The following is a 23,124-nucleotide window of genomic DNA, read 5'->3' as shown; positions in this document are numbered from 1 at the left end:
TCCCGAGCGAGGACACGAAGGAAAGGAGTACGCCGTGAAGGCTTACATCAGCGAGGGCGTCGACGGTGGCCAGCAGGGTTGTACCGGTCACGCGCGGTGCGAGGCTCTTGCCGGCGACGTCTACGAAGTAGACGACAACGGATACAACATCTTTCGAGGCACTTCGATCGATGTTCCGCCCGGGCTCGAGGAGTCGGCACGGTACGGCGCCAAGGTATGCCCCGAGCGAGCCATCAGAATTGAGGACTGACATCTTCGGTGGTGTTTCGGCGCCGCTCGCAGCACTGCGGGCGGCGCCGAATGCCCGGACAGGCCGGGAGGTCAGCGAGTACCGAGCCCCAGAGTGAGAACATCCGCAATCGCATCGCCGATCTCGTCGGCCGATGCGGATCCGGTGGGGGAGAACCATTCGGTGGCCGAGCCCAACACGCCGATGATGGACAACGTGGCAACCTTCGGACGTGACGTTCCCAGGAGCGTGCCGTCTTCGATGCCCTCGGCGACAAGACGTTTGAACAACATCTCGTAGTCGCGCCGGACGGCGACCATCTGATCGAGATTCTCGTTGGTCAGGTAATGCCACTGATGGAATGTCACTCGTGTCTGATCGAGTGTCACGGCAAGAACGCGCATATGAGCTCGAATCGCCTCGCGCAGACGTTTGTCGGCCGACCCGTCGCTCTCGACGATCGGGGCGATGACCTCGGTGAAGTTCCGAACCCCGGACGCGACGATGTCGAGTAGCAGCTTCTCTTTACTGGCGATGTGAGCATAGAGACTGCCGGGCAGAATGCCCACCGCCTCGCTCAGATCGCGCATACCGATCACCGGGTAGCCGCGTTCGCTGAACAGCCGTATGGCCTCGAGCTTGATGATGTCGGGTGTTACGGGGGTGGACTGGCCTGTGGGCTGCGAAGCAGCCGCCTTCCTACCCATGTGCTGTCCTCTCACCGAATTTCATGAATTGCCGACGACCGGGGGGGGTGATTGTCAATCCCCCAGTCCTGAGTCTAGTCTACAAACACACGTTTGTTTTCTCCGAAAGGGTCACTATGTCGAACTCGACCGCCTCGAGCGAGGCCCACCGATGAGTGTGTCCATTCTCGGAACCGGCATCACCTCGTTCGGCCGCCGACCCTACGACAATATGCGTTCGCTGTCGGAAGAGGCACTCGGCTTGGCGCTCGCCGATGCGGGTATCACCGCATCCGACCTGAACATGGTGGTATTCGGCAACGCAGCCGACGGTTTCCTCCATGGCCAGGAGATGATCCGGTCGGAGGTCGCGCTGAGACATGCCGGGCTCACCGGAGTGCCGATGATCAACGTCGAGAACGCGTGCGCATCGTCGTCCTCGGCCTTCGAGGTCGCCTGCATGGCCGTAGCTTCGGGTGCCGCGGACGTGGTGCTGGTCATGGGAGTCGAGCGGCTCACGCACCCGACGAAACGGCGCAGCTTCGACGCGCTGGCAACAGCGGTCGACCTCCACGAACACACGGCGCTCGCATCGACCGTCGGTGCCACCGGTGCCCCGCCAGAGGTGGAGGGATCCTCCCATTCGCCTCTCATGGATCTCTATGCAGCCAAGGCCCGTTCGTTCATGGAGCGCTCCGGGGTGACGGCCGAGGATCTGGCCCTTGTGTCGGTCAAGAACCGGTTCCACGGCTCCCTCAATCCGAAGGCGCAGTTCCAGACGCCGGTCGAGGTCGAGGAAGTCATGGAGAGCCGAATGATCTCCGACCCGCTCCGAATGCTCATGTGCTCTCCGATCGGAGACGGCGCAGCAGCTGTCATCGTGGCGTCCAGTGACTACGTCAAGCGCGCCGGGAAGCCCGACGTGCGAGTGGCGGGGTGGGCGCTGACCTCGAACGGCGCCGACCCTCGGGCGGCGCAGCCCGTGGCGCGGGCCATGGATATCGCGCTGACCCGAGCGCAGCTGTCCGTCGACGACATCGACGTCGCGGAAGTGCACGACGCCTGCGCGCCGGCAGAGCTCTGGCTGTACGAAGAACTGGGCCTGTGCAAGGCCGACGGTGCCGCCGACCTGATCAGAACGGGTGCCACGCGCCTGGGTGGTCGTCTACCGGTGAACGTCGGTGGAGGACTCCTGGGTCGCGGCCACCCCCTGGGTGCGACGGGCTGCGCTCAGCTCATCGAACTCGCCGATCAGCTTCGAGGTCGTGGCGGCGCTCGCCAGGTCGTCGGCGCGCGTGTCGGTCTGGCGCAGAACAGCGGAGGGATACTCGACGATCTCGACGAGGCCGTCGCTGCGGTGACGATCCTGACGCTGAAGGACTGATCGATGTCCACCGGCCTCGGAACGGCATCACAGGTGAGGTCGGTGGACCACATCGCCCTCGCGGTGCGCGATATGGCGCCCGCCGCGCGATTGTTCGCAGATGTACTCGGAGCGACGATGGTGTTCGGCGGCGACAACGACGTCACCGGCGTACGCATCCTGAAACTTGCACTGGCGGGATTCAACATCGAGCTCATGCAGCCGCTGCGTGAAAACAGTGTGCTGGCGCGCCATCTCGACCGCCGCGGCGAGGGCTTCCACCACCTGACCGTCATGGTGGATGACGTGGCACAGACTGTGACAGACCTCGGCGATGTCGGCCTCGCAGCAGTGGGAACGGACACCTCCTCCAACCTCTGGTCCGAGACATTTCTGTCACCACGCGACACGTTCGGCGCGCTGCTGCAGTTCGCTCGCGCCGATGACACCTTCGGCGTGAGCAATGACGAGTACACGCTCGCCGATGTCCTCGCGGGGCGTGTGGTGTGGATCAACCAGGTCGCGTGCCTACGTTGAGTGCCGTGCTCTCATCCTCGGGCACTTGCCTGACACAGGCCATGCCCCCGACCAGTACAGTGATTCCAGCAAAGGTCATGTTCCGGGGTAGGTCGTCTTCTTGTCCTGGGCACGAGTAGAAAAAGCGGTGCGACGATGACAAAGATTGCAGCGGCGGCCGATCTGACGCCTCGCGAGGCAATCGTACGCGCCGCCACAGAACTCTTCGGCCGTAAGAGCTATCCCGCAACTTCCGTGCGAGACATCGCGGGCGAGGTAGGAGTTCTCGCCGGCAGCCTGTACGCGCACATCGCAGGCAAAGAGGAGCTCCTGCTCGAGATCATCGAACAGGGCATCGAAGAGTTCTACGACGAGGTGACGCGTGCGTACAAGTCCGAGGAGTTCGCGGACGCCAAACTGAGGGCGATGATCCTGGCCCACGTCAAGGTCGTCGCCAAGCAGCCGCAGCGCACACAGATCGTGTTCCATCAGTGGCGCTACCTCGGTGAGGAGAACCAGCGTCGCGTTCGCGAACGGCGCGGTGACTACGAGTCACTCTTCACGCTGGTCCTGGAGGAGGGCGTCGCCGAGGGAAGCTTCGCCGCCGACATCGATGTGAAGGTGACAGTGCTCAGCATCCTCGGTTCGCTCAACTGGACCCCTGAGTGGCTGTCCTCGGATGGGCCGACATCGGTCGAGGAACTGAGCGTGCGACTTTCCGACGCCATGATGAAGGGCGTCCTCGGCCGCTGATCGCGCCCCGTGTGTGGTTCAGCGACGTGGGCCGGCTCGATCGAGCCCAGCGACGAATGCGGCCCTGCCCTGCAGGAAACCTCGAGCGCTGTTGGCTCCGAGCACACCGACAACGCGGCCGTTTTCGGTCCAGTGCGCCACGAACTTCCCGGATTCCAGGTCGCCCGCGACGATCTCGAGCTCGGCCTCGGGTGTCCGCCCTCCCACCGACATCAGCCGCAGAGCGCCCTGATTCGACCAGAAGTAGTGCTCGTCGACCCATTCCTCGGGCCCTTGACCCAGTATCGTGCGCGCGACACGTTGCCCCGACTCACCCGCGGCCGTCCAGTGTTGGACCGGCGCGCATGTCTCGTCGACATGAGTGCAGACCACGTCGCCGGCGCCGAAGACACCCTCGACATCGGTGCGTCCGTCGACGTCGCACACCAGACCGACGTGGGTGCGGATGCCGGACGCAGAGAGCCAGTCGAGGTCCCGATGAACACCGACGCCGACTACGACCGAATCGGAGAGCACGTCGGATCCGTCGTCGAGTGTCACGATCACCTGACCCGCCCACCTGGAGGCGCGCTTCACCCCCACACCGCACCTGAAACGCACGCCGTGCCCGGTGTGCCACTGCTGCAGCCACGCCGCGAGCTCTGCGCCCAGAGCGAGCGCCAATGGGTGTTCGGCGGCCTCCACTATCGTCACCTCGCAGCCGCGGGCCCGGGCCATCGCGGCAATTTCGAGCCCGATGAATCCGCCTCCGACGATGGTCACCGAGCTACCGGGGCGCAGGGCGTCGCGAATCGACTGGGCGTCGTCCGCAGTGCGGAGGTAGTGAACGCCCTCGACTCCGGCCAAGACCGGCAACCGTCTGGCGCGGGTTCCCGTTGCGACGACGAGACTGTCGTAGCCGATCGGTTCGCTACCCCCTGCCGTCGACACTGTTCGCCCGTGCACGTCGACGCTGACAACCTCCTGTCGGGTCCGTACGTCCACGTCAAGCGCGACAGCCTCCTCGGGATCGAGGAGCCACGTCGGCTCGGAAGGATTCTGGGGGCGCAACATGTCCTTCGAGAGGGGAGGCCGGTCGTAAGGGTAATGCGATTCCTCCGTCAGGAGCGTGATCCGTCCTGCGTGCCCGTTCTCTCGGAGGCCCTGGGCGCAGCGGACGGCGGCGATCCCGCCGCCCACGATGACGACGTCGTGTTCGCCGCTCATGAGGTCGGCGCTGTGTCACGCAGGGCCGCGTACTGCGCTGCGCGCTCGACGAGGCGGAACTTCTGCACGCGACCGGTGACCGTGCGAGGCAAATCTGCTGCGTCGACGAAGTACACGACCGCCGGGACCTTGAACCGAGCCAGGCGCGAGGAGCAGTAGTCGATCAATTCGGCCGCTTCGGGGACTGCCTCCGGGTTCGCGACGACCCACGCGCAGCCCACCTCGCCCCACCGTTCGTGCGGGAGACCTACGACATGCGCCTCGAGGACACCGGGATGATCGATCAGGACGCCCTCGATGTCGCTGGGGATGACCAGCTCTCCGCCGAAACGGTACGACTCCTTCTGGCGACCCGTGAGCGTGAGATAGCCGTCCTCCGACAGGCGACCGAGGTCGCCCGTCCGCATCCACCCGCCCTCGGTGAACAAGTCCGCGGTCTGCTCCGGCATGTCGTAGTACCCGCGGGTGATGATCGGCCCTCGTACGAGCAGTTCTCCGACCTCGCCGGCAGGGAGACCCACGCCCGTCACCGGATCCACGACCTTGTAGACGGCGAGCGTCCCGCCGAGTTCCGGGTCACCGGCAATCCCTGCCGGTTTGACGGCTCCATTGGTGTGGTTGAGACGTTCTATCGAATCATCCGGACGTGTGCACATCGTCGACGCCGTGGTCTCGGTCTGACCATAGGCCGTGAAGATCCGCTCCACACCGAGGGTCTCCCGGATGCGATCGAACATGCCGGGGGCGTGAACGGAACCGGAGGAGAACACTGTCGTAAGGCTGGAAAGGTCGTACGACGAGGTACTTGCTTCCTCGAGCAGCACGCTGGTCATGGCAGGCACGCACATGATCTCGTCCGTCTTGTGCTTCGCGACGGCGGCGAGCATGTCGGCGGCGCTGAACGAGCACTTGGGGACGGTCGAGCCGCCGACGAACATCGTTGCGACCGTAGCTTCCACGTATCCGAACACGTGGTAGAGCGGCAAGGCGTACATGATCCGGTAGCCGTCGCTCAAGGCCCGTGTGTACGCGCTGGAGTAGGCGGTACGCAGGATGCCGTCGTGGCTCAGAGTCACGCCCTTGGCCTTGCCGGTCGTCCCGGATGTGTAGAGCAGGTCCGAGGTGGTGTCGGGATCGACCGAGGCGGTCAGTGCCGCAATGGTCTCGTTGCTCACGTCTGCACCGAGCGCGATCAGATCTTCCACGGAGCGCCCGCGACTCGGCTGCGTACTGCTGGTTCCGAAGACGAACACGTCGCGAAGCTCCGTGAGTACATCGCCGCCACCGCAGTTCACCCACCCGGGGATCAACTGATCCAGCTCGGATGTGTAGTCGAGGCCGCGGAACTCGTCCATCGTGATCAGGACCTTGGAGCGTGACTGGCCCAGAACGTAGCCGAGCTCTCGGTGCCGCAGCATGAAGTTGACGCTCACCGATACAGCACCGAGGCGTGCCACAGCAAATTTCAGCGCCACGGCATGGGGGTAATTCGCCATCACGACGGCGACATGATCGCCGGTCCGGATACCGATGGAATGTAAGCCCGCTGCCAATCGAGTGGAGAGCTCGGTGACATCGGCGTAGGTGTAGGTACGCTCGTCTGTCACGATCATCGGCCGGTCAGGATGAGCCCCCGCGACGTGATCCAACACTTGCGCGAGTGAGCGAGGGGTCCAGGTCTGCCACCGCTGCTCGAGTTCTTCTCGCCATTGCTCTGTCTGGCCCGGCAGGGCGTCCATGGTCATCACGCGAGTTCGGGTCCTTTCGTGCGCGCCGACGCTTGAATGACGGCGGCTACTTCGTCGGGGGTGAATCCGGCCTCGGCGAGAACGGTTTCCGTGTGTTCGCCGAGGGAGGGTGCCTGGCGGCGAGACGCGGAGCGTTCGCCGTCCATGGGGAGGTGGATCTGCACAAGGTCGGCAATCCTGCCCTCTTCCGCCGGTGCAATCATGTTGCGTTCCAGTGTGAGTGGGTGTGCGAGAGTCTCGGCCAGGTCGTTGACAGGGCCGACCGGAATACCGGCTGCGGAGATGATGTCGAGCCACTCCCCGGAACCCTTGGTCACGAGAATGTCTTGTAGCAGAGCGGCGAGTTCGTCGCGGTTCGCAAGTCTCCGGTCCATCGTGACGAACCGCGCGTCGGTGGCGAGCTCGACCGGTCCGAGCGTGCGGCAGAGCGTGGTGAACATCCGGTCCGTGGAGGTAGCGATCATGATCGGCCGATCCGAGGTGCTGAAGATCTGGTACGGAGCCGCGCTGGGAGCCGCGGACCCGAGGCGCCCCGGAAACGTGCCCGTGCCCAGGTATCCGATGATCTGGTGGCACATCATGAAGAGTCCGGTGTCGATGAGAGTCGCCTCGACCTTCTGCGCCTCGCCCGACTTGTCGCGCCTGACCAAGGCGCCCTGGACGGCGAGCGCTGCCCACAGACCCGTCGAGATGTCGATGACCGACGGTGCGGCTCGGACGGGCTCGCCGTCCGGCTCTCCGGTCATTTCCATGATACCCGTGAAGGCTTGCACCAGAGCGTCGTAGCCGGGGCGGTCGTGTCCCAGCGGGCCGGTGCCGAAAGCGTTGACCGAGACATGGACGAGCGTCGGGTTGGCGTTCGTCATCTCCTCGAACCCCAGGCCGAGGCGCGACGCCACGCCCGGACGGAAGGACTCCACCACCACATCCGCAGACGCGGCCAACCGCAAGACGGCGTCGCGGCCGGCTCCGGATTTCAAATCGATCGCGGCACTGCGCTTGTTGCGGTTGACGGTGTGGAACACCGTCGCTTCGCCCGCCCAGTAAGGAGGAAGGGAACGGGTGGCGTCGCCGTGGACGGGACGCTCGATCTTGACGACGTCGGCACCCATATCGGCGAGGATCAAGCACGCCAGGGGCCCGGCGATGTTCTCGCTGAGATCGAGAACCCGCAACCCGGCGTAAGTCTCGTGGAAGTGCACCAGGCATATCCTTTCCGTCAATTTACTAACAATCACTTGTTTGTTTACACGAGGACGGTCGTGTGGTCAAGGTCTCATTGTTACCCGACCTGACTTCGCCGACACAGACTTCGGTCCGTCCGGACGTGATGTTGACGCAGCCACGCCCTCGTGTCACAGTAAACAAACAATCGTTTGTACGGAAGGCGTGGGCTGCCCCTCTGGACATCCGAGACACGGTGCAGCGCGACCTCGAAGCGGGGTCCATGGAGAGGAAATGTGACATGACAAAAGAACCCGACTTCGATGTCCTCGTGATCGGAGCAGGCCTGAGCGGTCTTTACCAGGCGTACCGGCTGCGGGAGATGGGCTACAAGGTGTTGGGCGTCGAAGGGGCAGATGACATCGGGGGCGTCTGGCACCACAATCGCTACCCGGGATGCCGTATCGACTCCGAGAGTGAGGTCTACGGCTACTTCTGGAACGACGAGCTGATGCAGGAATGGAACTGGTCGGAGCGGTTCGCAGCGCAGCCGGAGGTCTTGAGCTACATCCACCGCGCCGCCGAGATCATGGACATTCGTAAGGACTTCATCTTCAACGCCAAGGTCGACAAGGCTGTGTTCGACGAGGAGAACAACCTCTATACGGTCGGTTTCCAGCAGGCGTGGCGGGCGCCGGTGACCGCACGTTTCGTTTTCTCTGCGCTCGGACCCCTGTCCACACCGCAGATGCCGAACCTCCCCGGCATCAACACCTTCAAGGGCGAGAGCTACCACACAGCGAACTGGCCGCGCGATCCCGAGGGCTTCGGTCCGGCGAAGATGGACTTCACCGGCAAGCGAGTCGGTGTCATCGGCGTCGGGTCGACCGGCGTGCAGATGATCCAGGAGATGGCGAAGGTGGCAGATCACCTCACCGTGTTCCTCCGTGACCCGAACTGGTGCACCCCGTTGGGCAACGGCCCGATGACTCAGGAGCGCATGGACTACATCAAGTCCAATTACCACGAGTTCACGGCCAAGTGCGACGCGTCTCTGGCAGGTTTCCCGCACGAGTTCATCGAGAAGAACCTTTTCGATGTGCCGAAGGAAGAACGCGACGCGAAGCTCGAAGAGCTGTACCAGGGACCCGGCTTCTCGCTGTGGCTGGGCGCGTACCAGGACGTGCTGACGGACCCGGAGGCGAACAAGTATGTGTCGGATTTCGTGGCTCAGAAGATTCGTGACCGCGTGAAGGACCCCCGCACGGCCGAAGCCCTGATTCCCAAGGACCACGGCTTCGGGACGAAGCGAATTCCGCTTGAGACCAAATATTACGAGGTATACAACCAGGAGAACGTCTCGCTCGTCGACCTCCACTCGACCTCGATCACTCGCGTGACGCCCCAGGGCATCGAGACCCCGGAGGGACTGCACGAACTCGACGTCATCGTCTACGCGACCGGCTTCGACGCAGTCAAGGGCTCGTGGAATCGAATCGACATCCGCGGCGTCGATGGCATCGCGCTCAAGGACGAATGGAACAACGGCCTCAAGACGTACATGGGAATGCAGTGCCCCGGTTTCCCGAACTTCTTCATGCTCGTCGGACCGCAGAGCGGCGCCACGTTCTGCAACATCCCGCGGTGTTCGGCGATGGCCATCGACTGGCTCAGCGACATGATGATCAAAGCGAAAGAGGATGGCGTCACACGCATCGAACCCGAGCTCGAGGCTGCGGAAAGCTTCACGACCTACGCGTCGAAGCTGCAGGGCAAACTGCTGCTCGGTCAGACGAATTCATGGTTCACGGGTATCAACCAGAACATTCCGGGCCGCGACAAGCGTGAGGTGCTGCTGTTCGTCGGCGGCAATCCACGATTCCGTGCGTACTGCGACGACGTGAAGGAACACGACTACAAGGGCTACGTCATGTCTTGAGTCGCGCCGTATCCGGTACGAACGAAGTAAAGAGTTCAGAGATGAAAAGAGTGTCCAGATGAAAAGAGTGTCCAGATGAGCCGACTTGCCGGAAAGACAGCTGTGGTAACCGGGGGAGGGGGCGGGCTGGGTGCCTCGATCTCGACTGCCATGGCCGCCGAAGGTGCGCACGTCGTGGTGGTCGACCGAAATGCGGAGCCTGCCAGTGAGATCGTCGACCGCATCGTGGCGGCAGGTGGCTCGGCCACGGCCGAAATACTCGACATTGGAGACCGTCAGGCAGTGGCGGACTTCGGTGTCCGAGTGGTCGAGGCGTACCCCGAGATCGACATCTTGGTGAACAATGCCGGGATCTCGCCTCGCAGCAGACCCGGCGATGACGATCAGGCCGAGAAATGGGACCAGATCGTCAGCGTCAATCTCACCGGACAATGGGACCTGACCGTTGCGCTTCTGCCCGCTCTGAAGCATCAGGGTGTGAGCGTTATTTTCCTGTCGTCGATTGCAGGGTTCACCGCGCCGCGCTCGAGTGCTGCATACGGTGCGACCAAGGCAGGCGTCCGATCCCTGGTCCAGTACTTCTCACGCACGCTCGGTCCCACCGGTGGCCGGGCCAACGGCTTGGCACCCGGGCGGATGAAGAGCGGCCTGATGACAGTCACTGGAGAGGGAAACGCTAAATTCCTGCAGCGGGTTCCCCTCGGTCGAGTCGGCGAGACCGACGAAATTGCCGGTCCGGCAGTCTTTCTCGCGTCCAACGAATCGTCCTACGTGACGGGGACGACCATCCCTGTCGATGGCGGATACCTGGCGCTCTGATGCGATGTCACCGACGCAGATCCACGAAGGGAGCCATATGACACTGACGGAGATCGAGCCGTTTCGACCCGAAGACCTCGGTCGCGTGGGGTTCGGGCTCAACCGCCCGGAATGTGTGCTTGCGGCACCCGACGGGTCTTTGTATACCGGCGACTGGACGTTGGGTATCGCGCAGATCGACCCGGACGGTCGCACCGAGTCTGCGGTGGAGGCGGATCTGGTCAGCAACGGTTTTCGCCCGAACGGTATCGCGATGACGGTCGACGGGGACTTCCTGTTCGCAAATATGGGCCGAGCAGGAGGTGTGTGGCGGGTCGGTCGGCGCGGGGAGGCACGACCTTTCGCGACCGATCTCGACGGACAGCCGATCCCACGCACCAACTTCGTGCTCGTCGACGGTGACCGCACATGGATCACCATCAGCTCGCGGGGACGCAAGCACGAGCACTTCACCGCCGACGAGGACACCGGACAAATCCTCTTGGTTCGCGACGGCGTGGCCAGCGTCGCCGCAGACGGGCTCAACTGGACCAACGAGGTCAGGTTGTCTCCCGACGGCGCACACCTGTTCGTCAACGAGACCTTCGCCTGCCGTACAACGCGTTTCGACGTCGCCGCGGACGGCACGTTGAGCAATCGCCTCCGGATCGACTACCCGGGTGATACGTATCCAGACGGGATGGCGTTCGACGCAGAGGGCGCACTGTGGGTCGTCTGTGTCATCTCCAACCGCATCATCCGTATCGAACCGGATTTATCCTGGTCAGTACTGTTCGAGGACGCCGACACCCGAGACCTCGAAGCGGTCGCGTCGGCGCACGCGTCCGGAAGCCTGACGTGGCAACAGATTTCACGAAGTCGCGGTTCACGATTGTCGAACCTGTCCAGCATCGCCTTCGGCGGCCCCGATCTGAGAACCATCTACCTCGGCGGGCTTGGTATGAACGACATCCAGGTGCTGCCATCGCCGGTGGCCGGCCAGCCGATGGAGCACTGGCGATGAGCGACCGAGCCGACATCGACACTCTCGTTCGCACCCTCGCGGATCGTCAGGCCATTCTCGACTGCCTCATGCGCTACAGCCGCGGGGTCGACCGCCTGGATCGCGACATTCTGCTGTCCGTCTATCACGACGACGCGATCGACGACCACGGAATGTTCGTGGGCGGACGAGAGGAATTCGCCGATTGGGTCATCGGCATGCACAGCACGTTGCACATGAGCCAGCAGCACTGCTTGTTCAACCACACGTGTGAACTGGACGGCGATGTCGCGCATACCGAGACCTACTACATGTTCGTCGGGATGAACCGCGAGGGACCGCCATTGGCCATGAGCGGCGGTCGATACGTCGACCGTTTCGAGAAAAGAGATGGGGTGTGGGCCATTGCTCACCGAGTATGTCTGCGTGATTGGATCCCGCTCGATAGCGTCCCGGACCCCAGCGATCCGTTTGCGTTCACCGCAGTCAAGGACGGACTGCCGCCGGCTATGGCGTCACTGATGGTCACTGCTGCGCTGTCTGCCCGCGACAGATCCGATCCGTCCTATGCGCGTCCGTTCGTGACCGATCCCGATCGCATCGCCGAGGGCGCCCGAGCGAACGAAAGTTGACGATGGCACCCGACGGAAGTGTCATACGAGCCGTCACCATCCCCACCTACGGTGGCCCAGAGGTGCTGAGAGTCGGCGAGGTGCCCGCGCCCGAGGTCGAGTCGGGACGCGTGGTCGTCCACGTCCGTGCGGCTGCGGTGAACAACGCAGACCTTCTGCTCAGAGCAGGTCTACAAAAGCATTTCGTGACCGGACTTCCCTTTCCGTACGTGCCAGGAATGGACCTGGCCGGCACCGTTCACAGCTCTACCGATCAACGATGGCCTGTCGGTACACGCGTCATGGCTGCCGTGTCGGCGTGGCGCGCCGGCGGCGGGGCGCAAGCGGAGTTGGTCGGCGTGCCCGTCGAGTCCTTGGCGACCTCACCGGCCGGTCTCAGCGACATCGAGACCAGCACGCTACCGATGAACGGGTTGACCGCAATGGCCTCCGTGGACGGTTTGCGGGTGCATGCCGGTGACACTGTGGTCGTACTGGGGGCGGCGGGTGCTGTCGGTGGCCTTGCGATCGAGATCGCGAAGGTGCGCGGACTGAAGGTCGTCGCAGTCGCGTCCGCGGCCGACGAGCATCGTGTTCGTGAGCTCGGAGCGGACCACGTGGTTCCACGCGGAGACGGATGGTTCGACGAGGTTCGTCGGAATGTGCCTCGAGGAGCCCACGGCGTCATCGACGCCGCGGTGATCGGACAACCCGCCGTGGATCTGGTGCGAGACGGCGGAACATTGGCAACCCTGCGGTCGCACGACCAGGTCATGATGGAGCGCGGGGTTGTTCAGCGCAAGGTGTTCGTGCCCGAAGAACTCTCGGACACCGGGGGGCTGGCGGAACTTGCCGCGCTCGCCGAGTCCGGCGCGATCACAGCGCGCGTCGCGCGGGTGTTCACCCCGGGCCAGGCCGCTGACGCCCACACCCTGCTCGCCGCCGGCGGTATGCGGGGACGTGCGGTGCTCGACTTTTGCCCGTGGCAATAAAACGAACGTTTGCTTGCAACTCGACCGTTGACGTGGTTTGATTGCCAAGACGTGACCAGGACCACATCTACACGGAATGAAGGTGCCCCATGGTCTTCGTGATCACCCCAGGTTGCTGCAGCGACGCGTCATGCGTCGCGGTCTGCCCCGTACAGTGCATCAGGCCTCGCCCGGGCGATCCGGACTTCTTGTCGACGGAACAGCTCTACATCGACCCGGCAACATGTATCGACTGCCAGGCGTGCATGGACGAATGCCCGATCGACGCCGTTCATCCGGACTACGACATGCCCGACGCGTTCGGTGACCTGCTCAAGATCAACGCCGACTACTTCAAAGCCGCGCCGATCGTCGACGCCACCCCGCCCCGCCACATCCGGCCGAAACTCCCCGAGACTCGGCCCAGCCTGAGAGTCGCCGTAGTCGGTACCGGACCGGCGGCGTGTTACGCGGTGGCCGCGCTGTCCGAAATTAGGGGAGTGGACGTCTCTGTGATCGAGCGGCTCCCGACCCCGTTCGGACTGGTGAGATCCGGGGTTGCCCCGGACCATGACCAGACGAAGCGCATCACCGAACTCTTCAGGAAGACGCTGTCGAAAAAGACGGTGTCGTGTTACTTCAATGTCGAGGTGGGCGCCGACGTCTCGGTCGACGAACTCATGGAACATCACCACGCCGTCGTATGGGCAGCCGGTGCCGACGACGACCGCAAGCTCGGAATCCCCGGCGAGGATCTGCCGGGTTCGTACTCCGCCCGCGAAATCGTGGCGTGGTACAACGGCCACCCCGATCACGCGGATAGAGACTTCGACCTCACCGGCGAAACCGTCGTTCTGATCGGGAACGGCAATGTCGCCCTGGACGTCGCGCGAGCACTGACCGGATCTCCAGACCACTTCGGTACCTCCGACATTGCCGATCACGCACTGAGTGTTCTCGCAGACAGCGGGGTGAGGCAGGTGATCGTCGCGGCACGTCGAGGACCGGAACACGCGGCGTATACCACCGGTGAACTCACCTCCTTGGAGCGACTCGACGGCGTCGACCTCGTAGCTCACGCGGACGAGCTGTCCTCGCAGCTCGATCCCGACGACCGCCGCGACGCCGCGCTCATCTCCGCTTCCGAGCGGAAGCAGTCCGAGAACGCTCGGCGAATCGTGTTGCGGTACAAGATGTCTCCGCTGTCCATCCAAGGTGAGGGCCGTGTCGAGTCGATAACATTCGCGCGGTGGGATGGCACTACCGAGACCATCGACACTCCGCTGGTGCTCCGGGCGATCGGCTACCGCGGCCGTGCGAGTGTCGGCCTCCCGTTCGACGAGTCCAGCGGCACGATTCCCCACGAGCAGGGGCGCGTCGTGGAGAACGGTGAGCCGGTGATCGGTCTGTACTGCTCCGGGTGGATCAAGCGGGGCGCGACGGGGGTCATCGGCACGAACAAGACCGATGCGATGGAAACTGTTGCGTCGTTGGTCGACGACTTCGTCACCGGCAAGCTCGACGAACCCCGGCGGGCACCGGAGGAATTCTCGGTCCTCGTCCGCTCCCGCAAGAACGACGTACTCGACTACGACGCGTGGCGACGAATAGACGACGAGGAGAAGGCGCGCGGACGCGCGAACGGGCGCTCGCGTGTGAAATTCGTCAGCGTCGAGGACATGCTCGCCTTTTCTCGATCATCTTCTGCCTGAGCACTTTTGGACTGAACGCTGCTCGAACCGTGTAGACGGGCGGTGTCCAGATGTTCGGTTGCCGCGTGGTCAGGGATTTCTCCTTGACAGCGAATGGGATATGGGACACAGTTACAAAAACAATCACTTGTTTTAAATGATGGGAAGAATCTCCCCTCCTCGAAGAAAGTCGATCAATGGACGTAGTCGGTACGGTCAAGTCATCGAAGATGCGCCCCTATCAGTGGCTGATCATCTTTCTGTGCATGTTCTGCAACATGGTCGACGGGTTCGATTTCTTCGCGATGGGGTTCGTCCTGCCGCATCTGCCGGAGGGTTTCGCGTCGCCGAGCGTGAAAGGCTACCTGATCAGCGCCGGCCTGGTCGGTATGGCGTGTGGAGCAATGTTCGTTGCCCCATTGGCGGATCGGTACGGCCGGCGGCCTCTCATCCTCGCCGGACTCACGACGAACATACTGGCAATGATCTTGACTGCCCTGGCTCCCGCTGCGTCGATCATGCTGGCAGGCCGGTTTCTGACCGGTATCGGCGTCGGCGTGATCAGCGCGACCATGATCGTCGTCGCGCAGGAGTTCGCATCGGTGGCGCGGCGCAATTTCGCCGTCGGTATTGTCACGGTCGGCTTTCCCCTGGGTAGCACATTGGCGGGGCTGACCGGTGTTTCGATTCTGGGGCTTTTCGACGGGGCCTGGCAGGCGATGTTCTGGGTGGGGATGAGCGTCAGCGCCGTAGGCCTCGTTCTCGTATCCGCTCTCCTGCCGGAAACTCTCTCATTCCTGGTCGCGTCCGACACACCAAAATCGTACGTCAAGATCGGTCGGATCGCGGCGAGGATCGGAATTGCGTATGAACGCCCGAGTGACAAACAGCGAAACGTATCCGTTGAAAACGACTCCAGCAGCTCGTACTCTGCTCGCGAGGGCGTGCTCAGCCCGCGGCTGCGCGAGCGAACCATTTTACTGTGGATCGGTTACACATTCCTCACTGCTGCGTATTACTTCGTCGGTACCTGGACGCCGCAGCTCATAGCCGACGCCAGTGGGAGCACCCAGGACGGTGCCGTCGCGGGAACAATCATCAGTGTCGGGAGCCTGGCGGGCTCGATCGTGTTCGGCATCATCGGCTTGAAGTTACTCGCGACGCGAATCGCCTGGGTGGCACTGAGTTTGGCGGTTGTCAGCCTAGTTCTGTTCACGATGACGATGCAGGGACCGCTCGCTCTGATCATGGCAGGGGCGCTGGGTTTGGCAGTGTTCGTTTCCGTCTCGTCGTTCACCGCCATGGCACCGCCGATGTACCCGGTGACCGTTCGAGCCCGAGGCTACGGACTGATGGTCGGCATCAGCCGAATCGGTGCGGTCATCACACCCATCCTTGCCGGATACGCCGCCGGATCGTTCTCCGCCAACAGCATTTTTCTGGCCGTGTCGGTTCCGTTGATCATCGCAGCGGTCGCAGCCTTCCGTTTGTGGTCGCTCACCCGCAAGGATTTCGACCGCGAGTTCGCGGACGCGGCTGTGGATGCGAATTCAACCTTCGCGGCCGCAGACACAACGCCGGTAGCGCGGACCGAACGGGCATGACACGCAGAGCTCTACGCGGGCTGACCACGCGTCTAGTTATCCGATGCAGCGAAAGGTAGACGATGCCGACACGACCGAACGAAACGGCATTAGTCGAGCCGCCACGTCGGTTCGACGCGTTGCCGTCGTCGGCAGCCGGCATGTGTCGCATGCCGTCTGTGATGCGCTCTTGGCGCTACGAGTGCCAATCGCGCTCGACATACTCGCCGTGGATGATCGGCTCGATGGTGGCGTCTCGAAGCCCGGGAACAATATCCGTCTCATCGGCGGCTTCGGTGCGAACGACCACGTCGACCGTTTCGATCTGTCGGCTCGATACGACGCCGTTGTCTACGCGTTCGACGCGCCACATCTACTGAGCACATTCATCCGCCCCGGTCTGCGGTCGCACAATAAGCGGGGACTGCTGGTCGGTAGTGCGAATGAGTTCATCCTCGGCGGGACGCAACATGATGGCCGCCAGAACCAGATTGCCTCGCCGGACATGGTTGCATCGGGAGTCTCTTCGATCGTGAGCGACCTTGGATGCAGGCCGATGGGGTGGTCCGCTGTAGATCCCGCGCGCTGGATCGCAGCGCAGTACCCGAACGCGGTGATAGTTGAAGGAGACTACAAAACAGTCGACGAGATGTTCGACGTGTCTGCGTAGCTTCCCGACTGTGGCGGTCCTTCAGGCACGAACGCTATGCGGGGGGAGGAGCCTCCAGTGAGACGGTCCCGATGTTCTTCCTCTTCATCACCGGGATGCTCGCCATGGTTCTTCCTCGCGCGGAGAAACCAGGTTTGGCAGCTGTGCGGATCACACGGGCGTGGTACGTCCCCGTCGGGAGCTCGACCGCACGCGGCGCACTCGCGTTCAGATACTCTCCCTTGTTACATCCCTCATCCCGTCGCCTGCGGGCTGCTTCGTCTGCGGGGCCGATGAATTCGCGAGCGGGCTCGATCGTAGTCGAGGTGGTAGCGGAAGCCTCCGACTCGATGTGGGGCAACGGCTTTCGCTATCGGTTCTTGTTCTCCCTCGTTTGCCTCCGGCATCGCCGCACTCCTTTTCGCTCTCCGGTCGATTTCGACCAACCAGTATCAGTTTCTCAAGGTATATCGGGCCTACTGGATTCCTGCGACAGAGACTTCCACAGGACGGCCATCGGTTGCGCATGGTGATCCGAGGGGTTCCGGACAGGATCATTTTCGCGTTGTGGGCAGTGCTGATGCTGCAGTTTGAGCGAGGACAAGAACAACAACGACGTCGTTGCGTGCCCCCAGTGAGCGCGCGAGACTCCGTCCCGGCACACCGATTCCGCGTCACACGTATGGCCGCAGCTCGTATGTGGAGACTTTGTTCGGTCCAGTGGTGCAGGCATCGGCACGTGGAGGCAGACGGGGTGGTCCGCGGAAGTGCCGGGACAGATCGCCAAGACCGCGGCAACGATCACCTGATTGCCGGGGCTGGGCGAGCACAACGCAACGGAACTGCACGCCTGAATGTTTCGGGACTAGCAGGAAATAGTCGGTGCGAGAATTGACCTGTCGACGGGTCGGGCAGCACGAAGTTGCGGAGTGCGTGAGATCGCGACGAGAAAAAGTGCGGCGGTCGGCGATCGTCGGAGGGGTTGCGGCGGCGGTGCAGGTGCTCCGGTGGTGTTGGTGGAGGTGGAGGTGGTGGTGTCGCTGTGGCGGGATCCACGGTCCGTCATAGACATGCTCGTGCATCGGCGGCAGTGTGTTCGGTAGTGTCCTTCGTTCATGTGGGTGGTGCCCTCTGGTGTGATTGTTTTCTCTATCTCGTTGTCGTGTAACATATTTCGCTCATCAGTATGGTCAAGTGTCCGTTGAGCGAGTTGCGGGGTGGCGGGTTCAGCCGGTTGCGGGGACCCAGGAGGGACTTGGGCGTAGTCGCTGCGTTTGGATGCACGATTGCAGGTAGTGATCGCAGTAGCTGACGGATTGCAAGGGCAGCGGGGGCGGCCAAGCGTCAGGAGCGGGTCGTTGCCTGCTATGTCATGCTCACCCAAGGGACCGTTCCCCGAGCTGCTGCGCCCGAGTGCCGCTCCGGTTACTGGTTCGTTGAGACGGCGCGCATTCGCTGAATGCGCGCCGTCGGGATGAGACTCTTTGCGATGTGAGACTTTGCGAACTCGTAAGGTGGTTGTCCGCTGTGGCATGAAACTGTTGGACGGATCGAAAGTGGGTTTCAGATTCTCTATCGGTTGGTGCACCCTGCATCGACCGTCATCTGAAGTCCGGTCACATATCGAGCTTCATCGGAGGCGAGGAATAGGACTGCGTTGCTGATGTCGCGGGGCTCGACGAGTTCGATTGGTAGCGTGTTGACGAAAATTCCGGCAGTGGTCGGGTCGAGGCCGATGAGTTCGTCCATCCCACCCAAGCCGGACAGTAGCGGTGTGTTTACACCTGTCGGGTGCACAGTGTTAACGCGGATATTCTGTTGTGCGAGTTCGTTGGCCAGTGACTTCATAATTCCGACGACGCCGTGTTTGGCGGCGATGTACGGAGTGAGGAAGGGCTGGCCCTTGATGCCGCCTGTCGAGCTGGTGATGATGACCGACCCTGACCCCGCGGTGATCAGGTGGGGAATAGCGGCGACTACCGTATTCCAGACACCTGTGAGATTGACATCGAGGGTGTCCTGCCAAAGCTCGGGTGTGACCTGGTCCCAGGTCTGCACCGTGCAAATTCCGGCGTTTGCGCACACAATATCGAGGCGCCCGAGTTCTGCGACACCTTCGTTGACCGCGGCGGTCAAGGCTGCAGGGTCGCGAACATCGGCGACGCGGGATACGATGCGTCTGTCCAGGGCTTCGACTTCCTTCACTGTCTGAGCGAGATCCTCCTCTGAAGCCATCTCAGTCGTGACGGTTGCGTAGTCCACGCATGCGTCTATCGCGATGATGTCCGCGCCTTCTTCGGCCAGTCGGACAGCATGGCTCCGACCCTGTCCTCGGGCTGCGCCGGTGATAAATGCGACTTTACCTGCTAGTTTTCCGGTCATTTTTGGCTCTCCTGAGTTTTGGTGCGGGGGGTGGGGTGCTTCTCCGATCCTGCGGAGCGAAGAAGGGCAAACAACTTTGTCAACATGAACGTTGACACTGTGGTTCTGGTTTTGGAACGCGATCAGTCAAGGGGGTGGACTCTTTACGCACCGTGGCCGGTGCCTGGGCAGGAGCGCTTAGTGAAGGCGCGGACCTGCCTGTTTGGCGGTCTGCGTCCAATCATGATGCGCCTCTGTTTAATTGGTGGTTCGACCAGGCTGGTCGGCTCCGAAATCGAGGCGTTTCCCGGCTCCATCGGATGGGAACTAGTGATTGGTTCCTGCGCCGATCGGCGGCATGATGCACTTGAGTTCTGTGTAGTCTGCAATACCCTCCGGACCGCATTCCCTGCCGATGCCGGACTGCCGGAAACCGCCGAAAGGGCCGGCCATGTCCATGTTGTGCGAGTTCACTCCTACTGTTCCGGAGCGGATGGATCGTGCGACACCTACGCCTCGATCCTGATCACTCGTCCAGACGCTCGCTTCGAGACCGTAAGGTGAATCGTTGGCGATACGGACGCCCTCTTCGACGTTGTCGTAAGGAATGACGCAGTAGACAGGCCCGAAGATCTCTTCTTGCGCGATCCGCATCGAATTGTCCACGTTCACGAACAGAGTCGGCTCGATGAAGTAACCGACCGGCTTGTCCGCTGGACGACCGCCCCCGATTGCAGCTTTTGCCCCCTCCTTGACGCCGAGGTCGAGGTAACTGCCGACGCGCTCGTGTGCACGACGTGATGCGACCGGCCCGATGAACGTTTGCGGGTCCATCGGGTCACCGAACGGCAATTGTCGGATCGCATCGACGAAACCGTCTACCACTTCGTCGTAGCGGGTGCGGGGGACGAGTAGGCGGGTAGGAGCGTTGCACGCCTGGCCGTTGATGAATGCCATCGGAGCGGTGAGCCCGGTGAGAACCGAACTCAGATCGATGTCGTCGAGTAGTAGAGCGGCGCCTTTGCCGCCCAATTCCAAGGTGCAGCGTCGGACGGATTCCGCGCAGATCGCCGCGACCCGACGACCTGCGGTGGTACTGCCGGTAAGCGAGACTTTATCCACTCCTGGGTGCGACACGAGGTATTCACTCACCGTGCGATCAGCTGGCACGATATTCAACACGCCATCAGGTAGACCCGCTCGACTGAACGCTTCAGCGAGGAAGTCGAAGCTCATTGCCGCTTCTTCGGAAGGCTTGAGGACAGCGGTACACCCGGACATCAGAGCTGGAGCCAGCTTCATGGCGGCCACGATTTGAGGTCCGTTCCAAGGGACGATTGCGGCGACCACTCCGATCGGTTCATGCTCGATGATCAAATCGAGATCGGCGTTGACCGCGTCGTAGGTCGGACGTCGTTCACTCCAGGGGAACGTTTCGGCGAGATCTGCGAAATACTCCCAGATCTGATAAGCGCGGGGAACCTGGACTCCCAGGGACTGCGAGATCGGCGATCCCATCTCGGAGGTGATGGTCGTGGCGATTTCGTCGGTGGCGTCGCGTAGGTACCGGGCAGCATTGCGGATGATCGTTGCACGCTCCTGATGGCTCATTTTCGGCCACGGGCCGCGGTCGAATGCTTCGCGCGCGGCCGCGACGGCATTGTCGATGTCGACATGGTCGCCGGCCTGAACGCGGCCCGTCGTTTCTTCAGTCGCGGGGTTCGTGGCGATGATCCAGTCCGAACCGTGCGATTTGATCCACTTGCCGCCTACGAAGAGCCGACCTTCTGCACTGTTGCTCATAGAATCCTCCAGAAATTTTGCTGCTTAAGTCTCGGAAACGGAGATCCACCTCGCCGAGATCTGTTGTGTCTTGTTTCACACTGGATTGATCTTCAGGCCGAGTGATCGTTTTGTCAACACTTGTGTTGAATAAACTTCTCGAGCCAATGCTGCGCACATATAGGTATCTGAAGATGTAGAACAATCGCTCGCGTCGAGTGTGCAACGTCAACGTTGACAACCCGAGGGTAGGAGTCCCGTGTGGCTACCGACCTGCGGGTAGTGCTATCCCGTTCAGATCAGCAGTTACTTGCAGTGCGAGGAACTTGGAATACAGCCGGGCATCGATGAGCGAGCCGCCCATGATCCACAGCCCGGGCTGCGCGGTGCGTTGCCACATGTTGCGCATGATGTGGTTTTCGTCGAATCCCCAGATGGGTCCCACTTTGTCGGCGATGTCCTGTCCTACCAACGCACTGATGCCGCGTTGAAGATTGCGGTAACCGGTGGCGAGGACCACCAGATCGGCTTCGATGACGGTGCCGTCGGACATCCGTAGGCCTTCCGGAACGAACTCGGTCATGTCGCGAGATTGAACGAGGCCGATCTTGCGGTCGGCAATCAGGTCCGAGCACCCCACATTGATGTAGTAGCCACCACCGGTGCGCAGGTACTTCATGTGAAATCCCGTGCCGTCTTCTCCGTAGGCGGTCTCGAACCCGACGTCGTTGAGGCTCTTGATCAGATCCGCGTCGAGCCGGCAGGTCTTCTTCGTGAGCCATTGGTAGGTCTCCCGAAGCACCTCGTAGGGAATCGCTGCGGTTATGAGATCGATGTCGTCGACCGAGGGGCCCTCTGAATAGAGGGAATATACGAGGGTGCCACTGGGAACCAAGCTCACGACGCAGGTGGGATTGCGCTGCATCATCGTGACCGCGCCTGCTCCGTTGGCGTACAAGTCTTGGGCGACGTCGTGTCCACTGTTTCCGGTTCCGATCACGATCGCGCGTTTGCCCCTGTGGGCGAGCCCACTGCCGAACTCGCTCGAGTGAATGACCTCGCCGCTGAAATTGTCCAGTCCGGGAAGGTCGGGCTTGTTGGGCACACTGCTGGATCCGCCGACTGCGACGATGAGGTGAGGTGCCTGCATCGTACGGATTTCGCCGACGCCCGTGCGTAGTTGAACTGTCCATCGTGAAGTCGTTTCGTCGTAATCGGCGTTCACAACTTCGGTCGAGGTCCAGACGTTCAATTCCATTGCCTCGGCGTAAGCTTCGAGCCATCCGGCCAATTTGTCCTTGGGGATGAATGTTGGCCAGGTCGGCGGGAATGGCATGTACGGCAAGCTGTTTGCCCAGGCTTCGTTGTGTAGGGTCAGCGAATGGTAGCGATGCCGCCAGTTGTCGCCGACACGATCGTTCTTCTCCACGATGAGCGCATCTACACCCATTTGGCGGAGACGGGCGCCGATGATCAGCCCCGATTGCCCACCTCCTACCACGATCACCTCCGGATCACGATCCTCGAATGTGGCTTCGGACCTGCGCTCGTCGAGCCAGTTGTCTCCCGCGAAGTTGTGCGAGTAGTCGACGCCGGTGGGGCGATGCTCGCCGATTCGCTCCTCATGGCCCTCGAGTTCCTGGAGCGTGGTCAAAAGGATCCAGACTTTGCTCTCGCGCGGATTCTGAGCGTCGGGGGACAACCGAACGAACCCTGTAGCCCGACCGATGGCAGTGTCGAAGTCGAAGTACGCCTCGATAAGATCGCGCGCGGATCGACGGACGAAGCGCGCAGGTGTCCGCCCCTCCGCCGGCCTGAACCGCGTCGGCCGCACATCGTGGAGTGTGGCGCCGAAGGCTGTTGAAATCTCAGCCGTGCCCGAGTAGGTGCGGTACGCGCCGGTGAACGCCAGAATGTCCTTCCAGTATCCGTCCTCCGCGAACAACGCCGCCACCTCGTCGGCTGTCCCACTTTCGAAGGACTCGCCACAGCGAGTGAGCCATCGATTGAAGATCTCCGCGGCCTGAACGTCGAGCAGTTCGGTCGATGTCATGACACATCCCTTTCGTCC

Annotated in this window: 19 protein-coding genes; 12 read left to right on the top strand and 7 right to left on the bottom strand. The window is 62.3% G+C overall.

Annotated elements, in window-relative coordinates; translation table 11 throughout:
* The first annotated feature begins 34 nt into the window (after positions 1-34).
* Positions 35-250 (top strand): ferredoxin, encoded by a 216-nt coding sequence (locus AOT96_RS31930; protein ID WP_231917501.1) that lies wholly within the window; start codon positions 35-37, stop codon positions 248-250.
* Positions 251-321: 71 nt separating this feature from the next.
* On the opposite strand, the gene AOT96_RS31925 is transcribed toward AOT96_RS31930, so the two are convergent.
* Positions 322-936, bottom strand: coding sequence for a TetR/AcrR family transcriptional regulator (locus tag AOT96_RS31925; protein WP_082654914.1), 615 nt, complete (start codon positions 934-936; stop codon positions 322-324).
* A 151-nt stretch (positions 937-1,087) separates the two neighbouring features.
* Between AOT96_RS31925 and AOT96_RS31920 the strand changes: the two genes are divergently transcribed.
* From AOT96_RS31920 to AOT96_RS31910, 3 genes are all read left to right on the top strand, one after another.
* Entirely contained in the window at positions 1,088-2,299 is a 1,212-nt protein-coding gene (locus AOT96_RS31920; protein ID WP_058227881.1) for a thiolase family protein, read from the top strand.
* A gap of 3 nt (positions 2,300-2,302) precedes the next feature.
* A complete protein-coding gene (locus AOT96_RS31915) occupies positions 2,303-2,815 on the top strand; it encodes a VOC family protein (RefSeq protein WP_058227880.1) in 513 nt (170 codons plus the stop codon).
* Between the two features lie 135 nt (positions 2,816-2,950).
* Positions 2,951-3,547 carry a TetR/AcrR family transcriptional regulator gene (locus AOT96_RS31910; protein ID WP_058227879.1) on the top strand — a complete coding sequence of 199 codons (597 nt, stop codon included), beginning with the start codon at positions 2,951-2,953 and terminating at the stop codon, positions 3,545-3,547.
* Between the two features lie 18 nt (positions 3,548-3,565).
* Here AOT96_RS31910 and AOT96_RS31905 read toward each other — a convergent pair whose 3' ends face one another.
* Genes AOT96_RS31905 through AOT96_RS31895 form a run of 3 tightly spaced genes read right to left on the bottom strand, consistent with a single transcriptional unit; the run spans position 3,566 to position 7,703 of the window.
* Positions 3,566-4,753: an NAD(P)/FAD-dependent oxidoreductase gene (locus AOT96_RS31905; protein ID WP_058227878.1), complete on the bottom strand. Its 1,188-nt coding sequence runs from the start codon at positions 4,751-4,753 to the stop codon at positions 3,566-3,568.
* Entirely contained in the window at positions 4,750-6,498 is a 1,749-nt protein-coding gene (locus AOT96_RS31900; RefSeq protein ID WP_082654913.1) for a class I adenylate-forming enzyme family protein, read from the bottom strand. The genes AOT96_RS31905 and AOT96_RS31900 overlap by 4 nt, the downstream gene beginning before the upstream one ends.
* Positions 6,498-7,703 (bottom strand): CaiB/BaiF CoA transferase family protein, encoded by a 1,206-nt coding sequence (locus AOT96_RS31895; protein WP_058227877.1) that lies wholly within the window; start codon positions 7,701-7,703, stop codon positions 6,498-6,500. Before AOT96_RS31895 ends, AOT96_RS31900 begins: the two co-directional genes overlap by 1 nt.
* Before the next feature lie 263 nt (positions 7,704-7,966).
* Between AOT96_RS31895 and AOT96_RS31890 the strand changes: the two genes are divergently transcribed.
* From AOT96_RS31890 to AOT96_RS31855, 8 genes are all read left to right on the top strand, one after another.
* Positions 7,967-9,604 (top strand): flavin-containing monooxygenase, encoded by a 1,638-nt coding sequence (locus tag AOT96_RS31890; protein WP_058227876.1) that lies wholly within the window; start codon positions 7,967-7,969, stop codon positions 9,602-9,604.
* A 75-nt stretch (positions 9,605-9,679) separates the two neighbouring features.
* A complete protein-coding gene (locus AOT96_RS31885) occupies positions 9,680-10,423 on the top strand; it encodes an SDR family NAD(P)-dependent oxidoreductase (RefSeq protein ID WP_058227875.1) in 744 nt (247 codons plus the stop codon).
* A 37-nt stretch (positions 10,424-10,460) separates the two neighbouring features.
* Positions 10,461-11,426: an SMP-30/gluconolactonase/LRE family protein gene (locus AOT96_RS31880; RefSeq protein ID WP_058227874.1), complete on the top strand. Its 966-nt coding sequence runs from the start codon at positions 10,461-10,463 to the stop codon at positions 11,424-11,426.
* Positions 11,423-12,037, top strand: a complete 615-nt coding sequence (locus AOT96_RS31875) for a nuclear transport factor 2 family protein (RefSeq protein ID WP_058227873.1) — start codon at positions 11,423-11,425, stop codon at positions 12,035-12,037. The genes AOT96_RS31880 and AOT96_RS31875 overlap by 4 nt, the downstream gene beginning before the upstream one ends.
* Before the next feature lie 2 nt (positions 12,038-12,039).
* On the top strand, positions 12,040-13,008 hold the full coding sequence (locus tag AOT96_RS31870) for an alcohol dehydrogenase catalytic domain-containing protein (RefSeq protein WP_058227872.1): 969 nt from the start codon (positions 12,040-12,042) through the stop codon (positions 13,006-13,008).
* Between the two features lie 89 nt (positions 13,009-13,097).
* Positions 13,098-14,699: an FAD-dependent oxidoreductase gene (locus AOT96_RS31865; RefSeq protein ID WP_058227871.1), complete on the top strand. Its 1,602-nt coding sequence runs from the start codon at positions 13,098-13,100 to the stop codon at positions 14,697-14,699.
* Positions 14,700-14,875: 176 nt separating this feature from the next.
* On the top strand, positions 14,876-16,282 hold the full coding sequence (locus AOT96_RS31860) for an MFS transporter (RefSeq protein ID WP_231917500.1): 1,407 nt from the start codon (positions 14,876-14,878) through the stop codon (positions 16,280-16,282).
* Positions 16,283-16,325: 43 nt separating this feature from the next.
* Positions 16,326-16,931, top strand: coding sequence for a hypothetical protein (locus tag AOT96_RS31855; RefSeq protein ID WP_058227870.1), 606 nt, complete (start codon positions 16,326-16,328; stop codon positions 16,929-16,931).
* 1,551 nt (positions 16,932-18,482) lie between these two features.
* Here the strand turns inward: AOT96_RS31855 and AOT96_RS31840 are convergent.
* The 3 genes from AOT96_RS31840 to AOT96_RS31830 all read right to left on the bottom strand — a co-directional run bounded on the left by AOT96_RS31840 (position 18,483) and on the right by AOT96_RS31830 (position 23,106).
* Entirely contained in the window at positions 18,483-19,292 is an 810-nt protein-coding gene (locus AOT96_RS31840; protein ID WP_065352990.1) for a mycofactocin-coupled SDR family oxidoreductase, read from the bottom strand.
* Positions 19,293-19,598: 306 nt separating this feature from the next.
* Positions 19,599-21,074, bottom strand: coding sequence for an aldehyde dehydrogenase (locus tag AOT96_RS31835; protein ID WP_058227866.1), 1,476 nt, complete (start codon positions 21,072-21,074; stop codon positions 19,599-19,601).
* A gap of 244 nt (positions 21,075-21,318) precedes the next feature.
* The gene (locus AOT96_RS31830) at positions 21,319-23,106 is read right to left on the bottom strand and encodes a flavin-containing monooxygenase (protein ID WP_058227865.1); all 1,788 of its coding nucleotides are present in this window, start codon (positions 23,104-23,106) and stop codon (positions 21,319-21,321) included.
* Positions 23,107-23,124 lie beyond the last annotated feature (18 nt).

The sequence above is a fragment of the Rhodococcus sp. 008 genome (assembly GCF_001682295.1).
Classification (GTDB): Bacteria; Actinomycetota; Actinomycetes; order Mycobacteriales; family Mycobacteriaceae; genus Rhodococcus_F; species Rhodococcus_F qingshengii.
Note: the sequence above shows the minus strand (reverse complement) of the source record. Positions and strands in the feature narration are given on the sequence as shown.

What these genes read in the sequence shown, in the direction of transcription:
- AOT96_RS31925 (WP_082654914.1), bottom strand. Translation starts at nt 936, where the DNA reads ATGGGTAGGAAGGCGGCTGCTTCGCAGCCCACAGGCCAGTCCACCCCC.
- AOT96_RS31875 (WP_058227873.1), top strand. Translation starts at nt 11,423, where the DNA reads ATGAGCGACCGAGCCGACATCGACACTCTCGTTCGCACCCTCGCGGAT.
- AOT96_RS31920 (WP_058227881.1), top strand. Translation starts at nt 1,088, where the DNA reads ATGAGTGTGTCCATTCTCGGAACCGGCATCACCTCGTTCGGCCGCCGA.
- AOT96_RS31840 (WP_065352990.1), bottom strand. Translation starts at nt 19,292, where the DNA reads ATGACCGGAAAACTAGCAGGTAAAGTCGCATTTATCACCGGCGCAGCC.
- AOT96_RS31870 (WP_058227872.1), top strand. Translation starts at nt 12,040, where the DNA reads ATGGCACCCGACGGAAGTGTCATACGAGCCGTCACCATCCCCACCTAC.
- AOT96_RS31860 (WP_231917500.1), top strand. Translation starts at nt 14,876, where the DNA reads ATGGACGTAGTCGGTACGGTCAAGTCATCGAAGATGCGCCCCTATCAG.
- AOT96_RS31835 (WP_058227866.1), bottom strand. Translation starts at nt 21,074, where the DNA reads ATGAGCAACAGTGCAGAAGGTCGGCTCTTCGTAGGCGGCAAGTGGATC.
- AOT96_RS31915 (WP_058227880.1), top strand. Translation starts at nt 2,303, where the DNA reads ATGTCCACCGGCCTCGGAACGGCATCACAGGTGAGGTCGGTGGACCAC.
- AOT96_RS31865 (WP_058227871.1), top strand. Translation starts at nt 13,098, where the DNA reads ATGGTCTTCGTGATCACCCCAGGTTGCTGCAGCGACGCGTCATGCGTC.
- AOT96_RS31855 (WP_058227870.1), top strand. Translation starts at nt 16,326, where the DNA reads ATGCAGCGAAAGGTAGACGATGCCGACACGACCGAACGAAACGGCATT.
- AOT96_RS31890 (WP_058227876.1), top strand. Translation starts at nt 7,967, where the DNA reads ATGACAAAAGAACCCGACTTCGATGTCCTCGTGATCGGAGCAGGCCTG.
- AOT96_RS31830 (WP_058227865.1), bottom strand. Translation starts at nt 23,106, where the DNA reads ATGACATCGACCGAACTGCTCGACGTTCAGGCCGCGGAGATCTTCAAT.
- AOT96_RS31885 (WP_058227875.1), top strand. Translation starts at nt 9,680, where the DNA reads ATGAGCCGACTTGCCGGAAAGACAGCTGTGGTAACCGGGGGAGGGGGC.
- AOT96_RS31910 (WP_058227879.1), top strand. Translation starts at nt 2,951, where the DNA reads ATGACAAAGATTGCAGCGGCGGCCGATCTGACGCCTCGCGAGGCAATC.
- AOT96_RS31905 (WP_058227878.1), bottom strand. Translation starts at nt 4,753, where the DNA reads ATGAGCGGCGAACACGACGTCGTCATCGTGGGCGGCGGGATCGCCGCC.
- AOT96_RS31880 (WP_058227874.1), top strand. Translation starts at nt 10,461, where the DNA reads ATGACACTGACGGAGATCGAGCCGTTTCGACCCGAAGACCTCGGTCGC.
- AOT96_RS31900 (WP_082654913.1), bottom strand. Translation starts at nt 6,498, where the DNA reads ATGACCATGGACGCCCTGCCGGGCCAGACAGAGCAATGGCGAGAAGAA.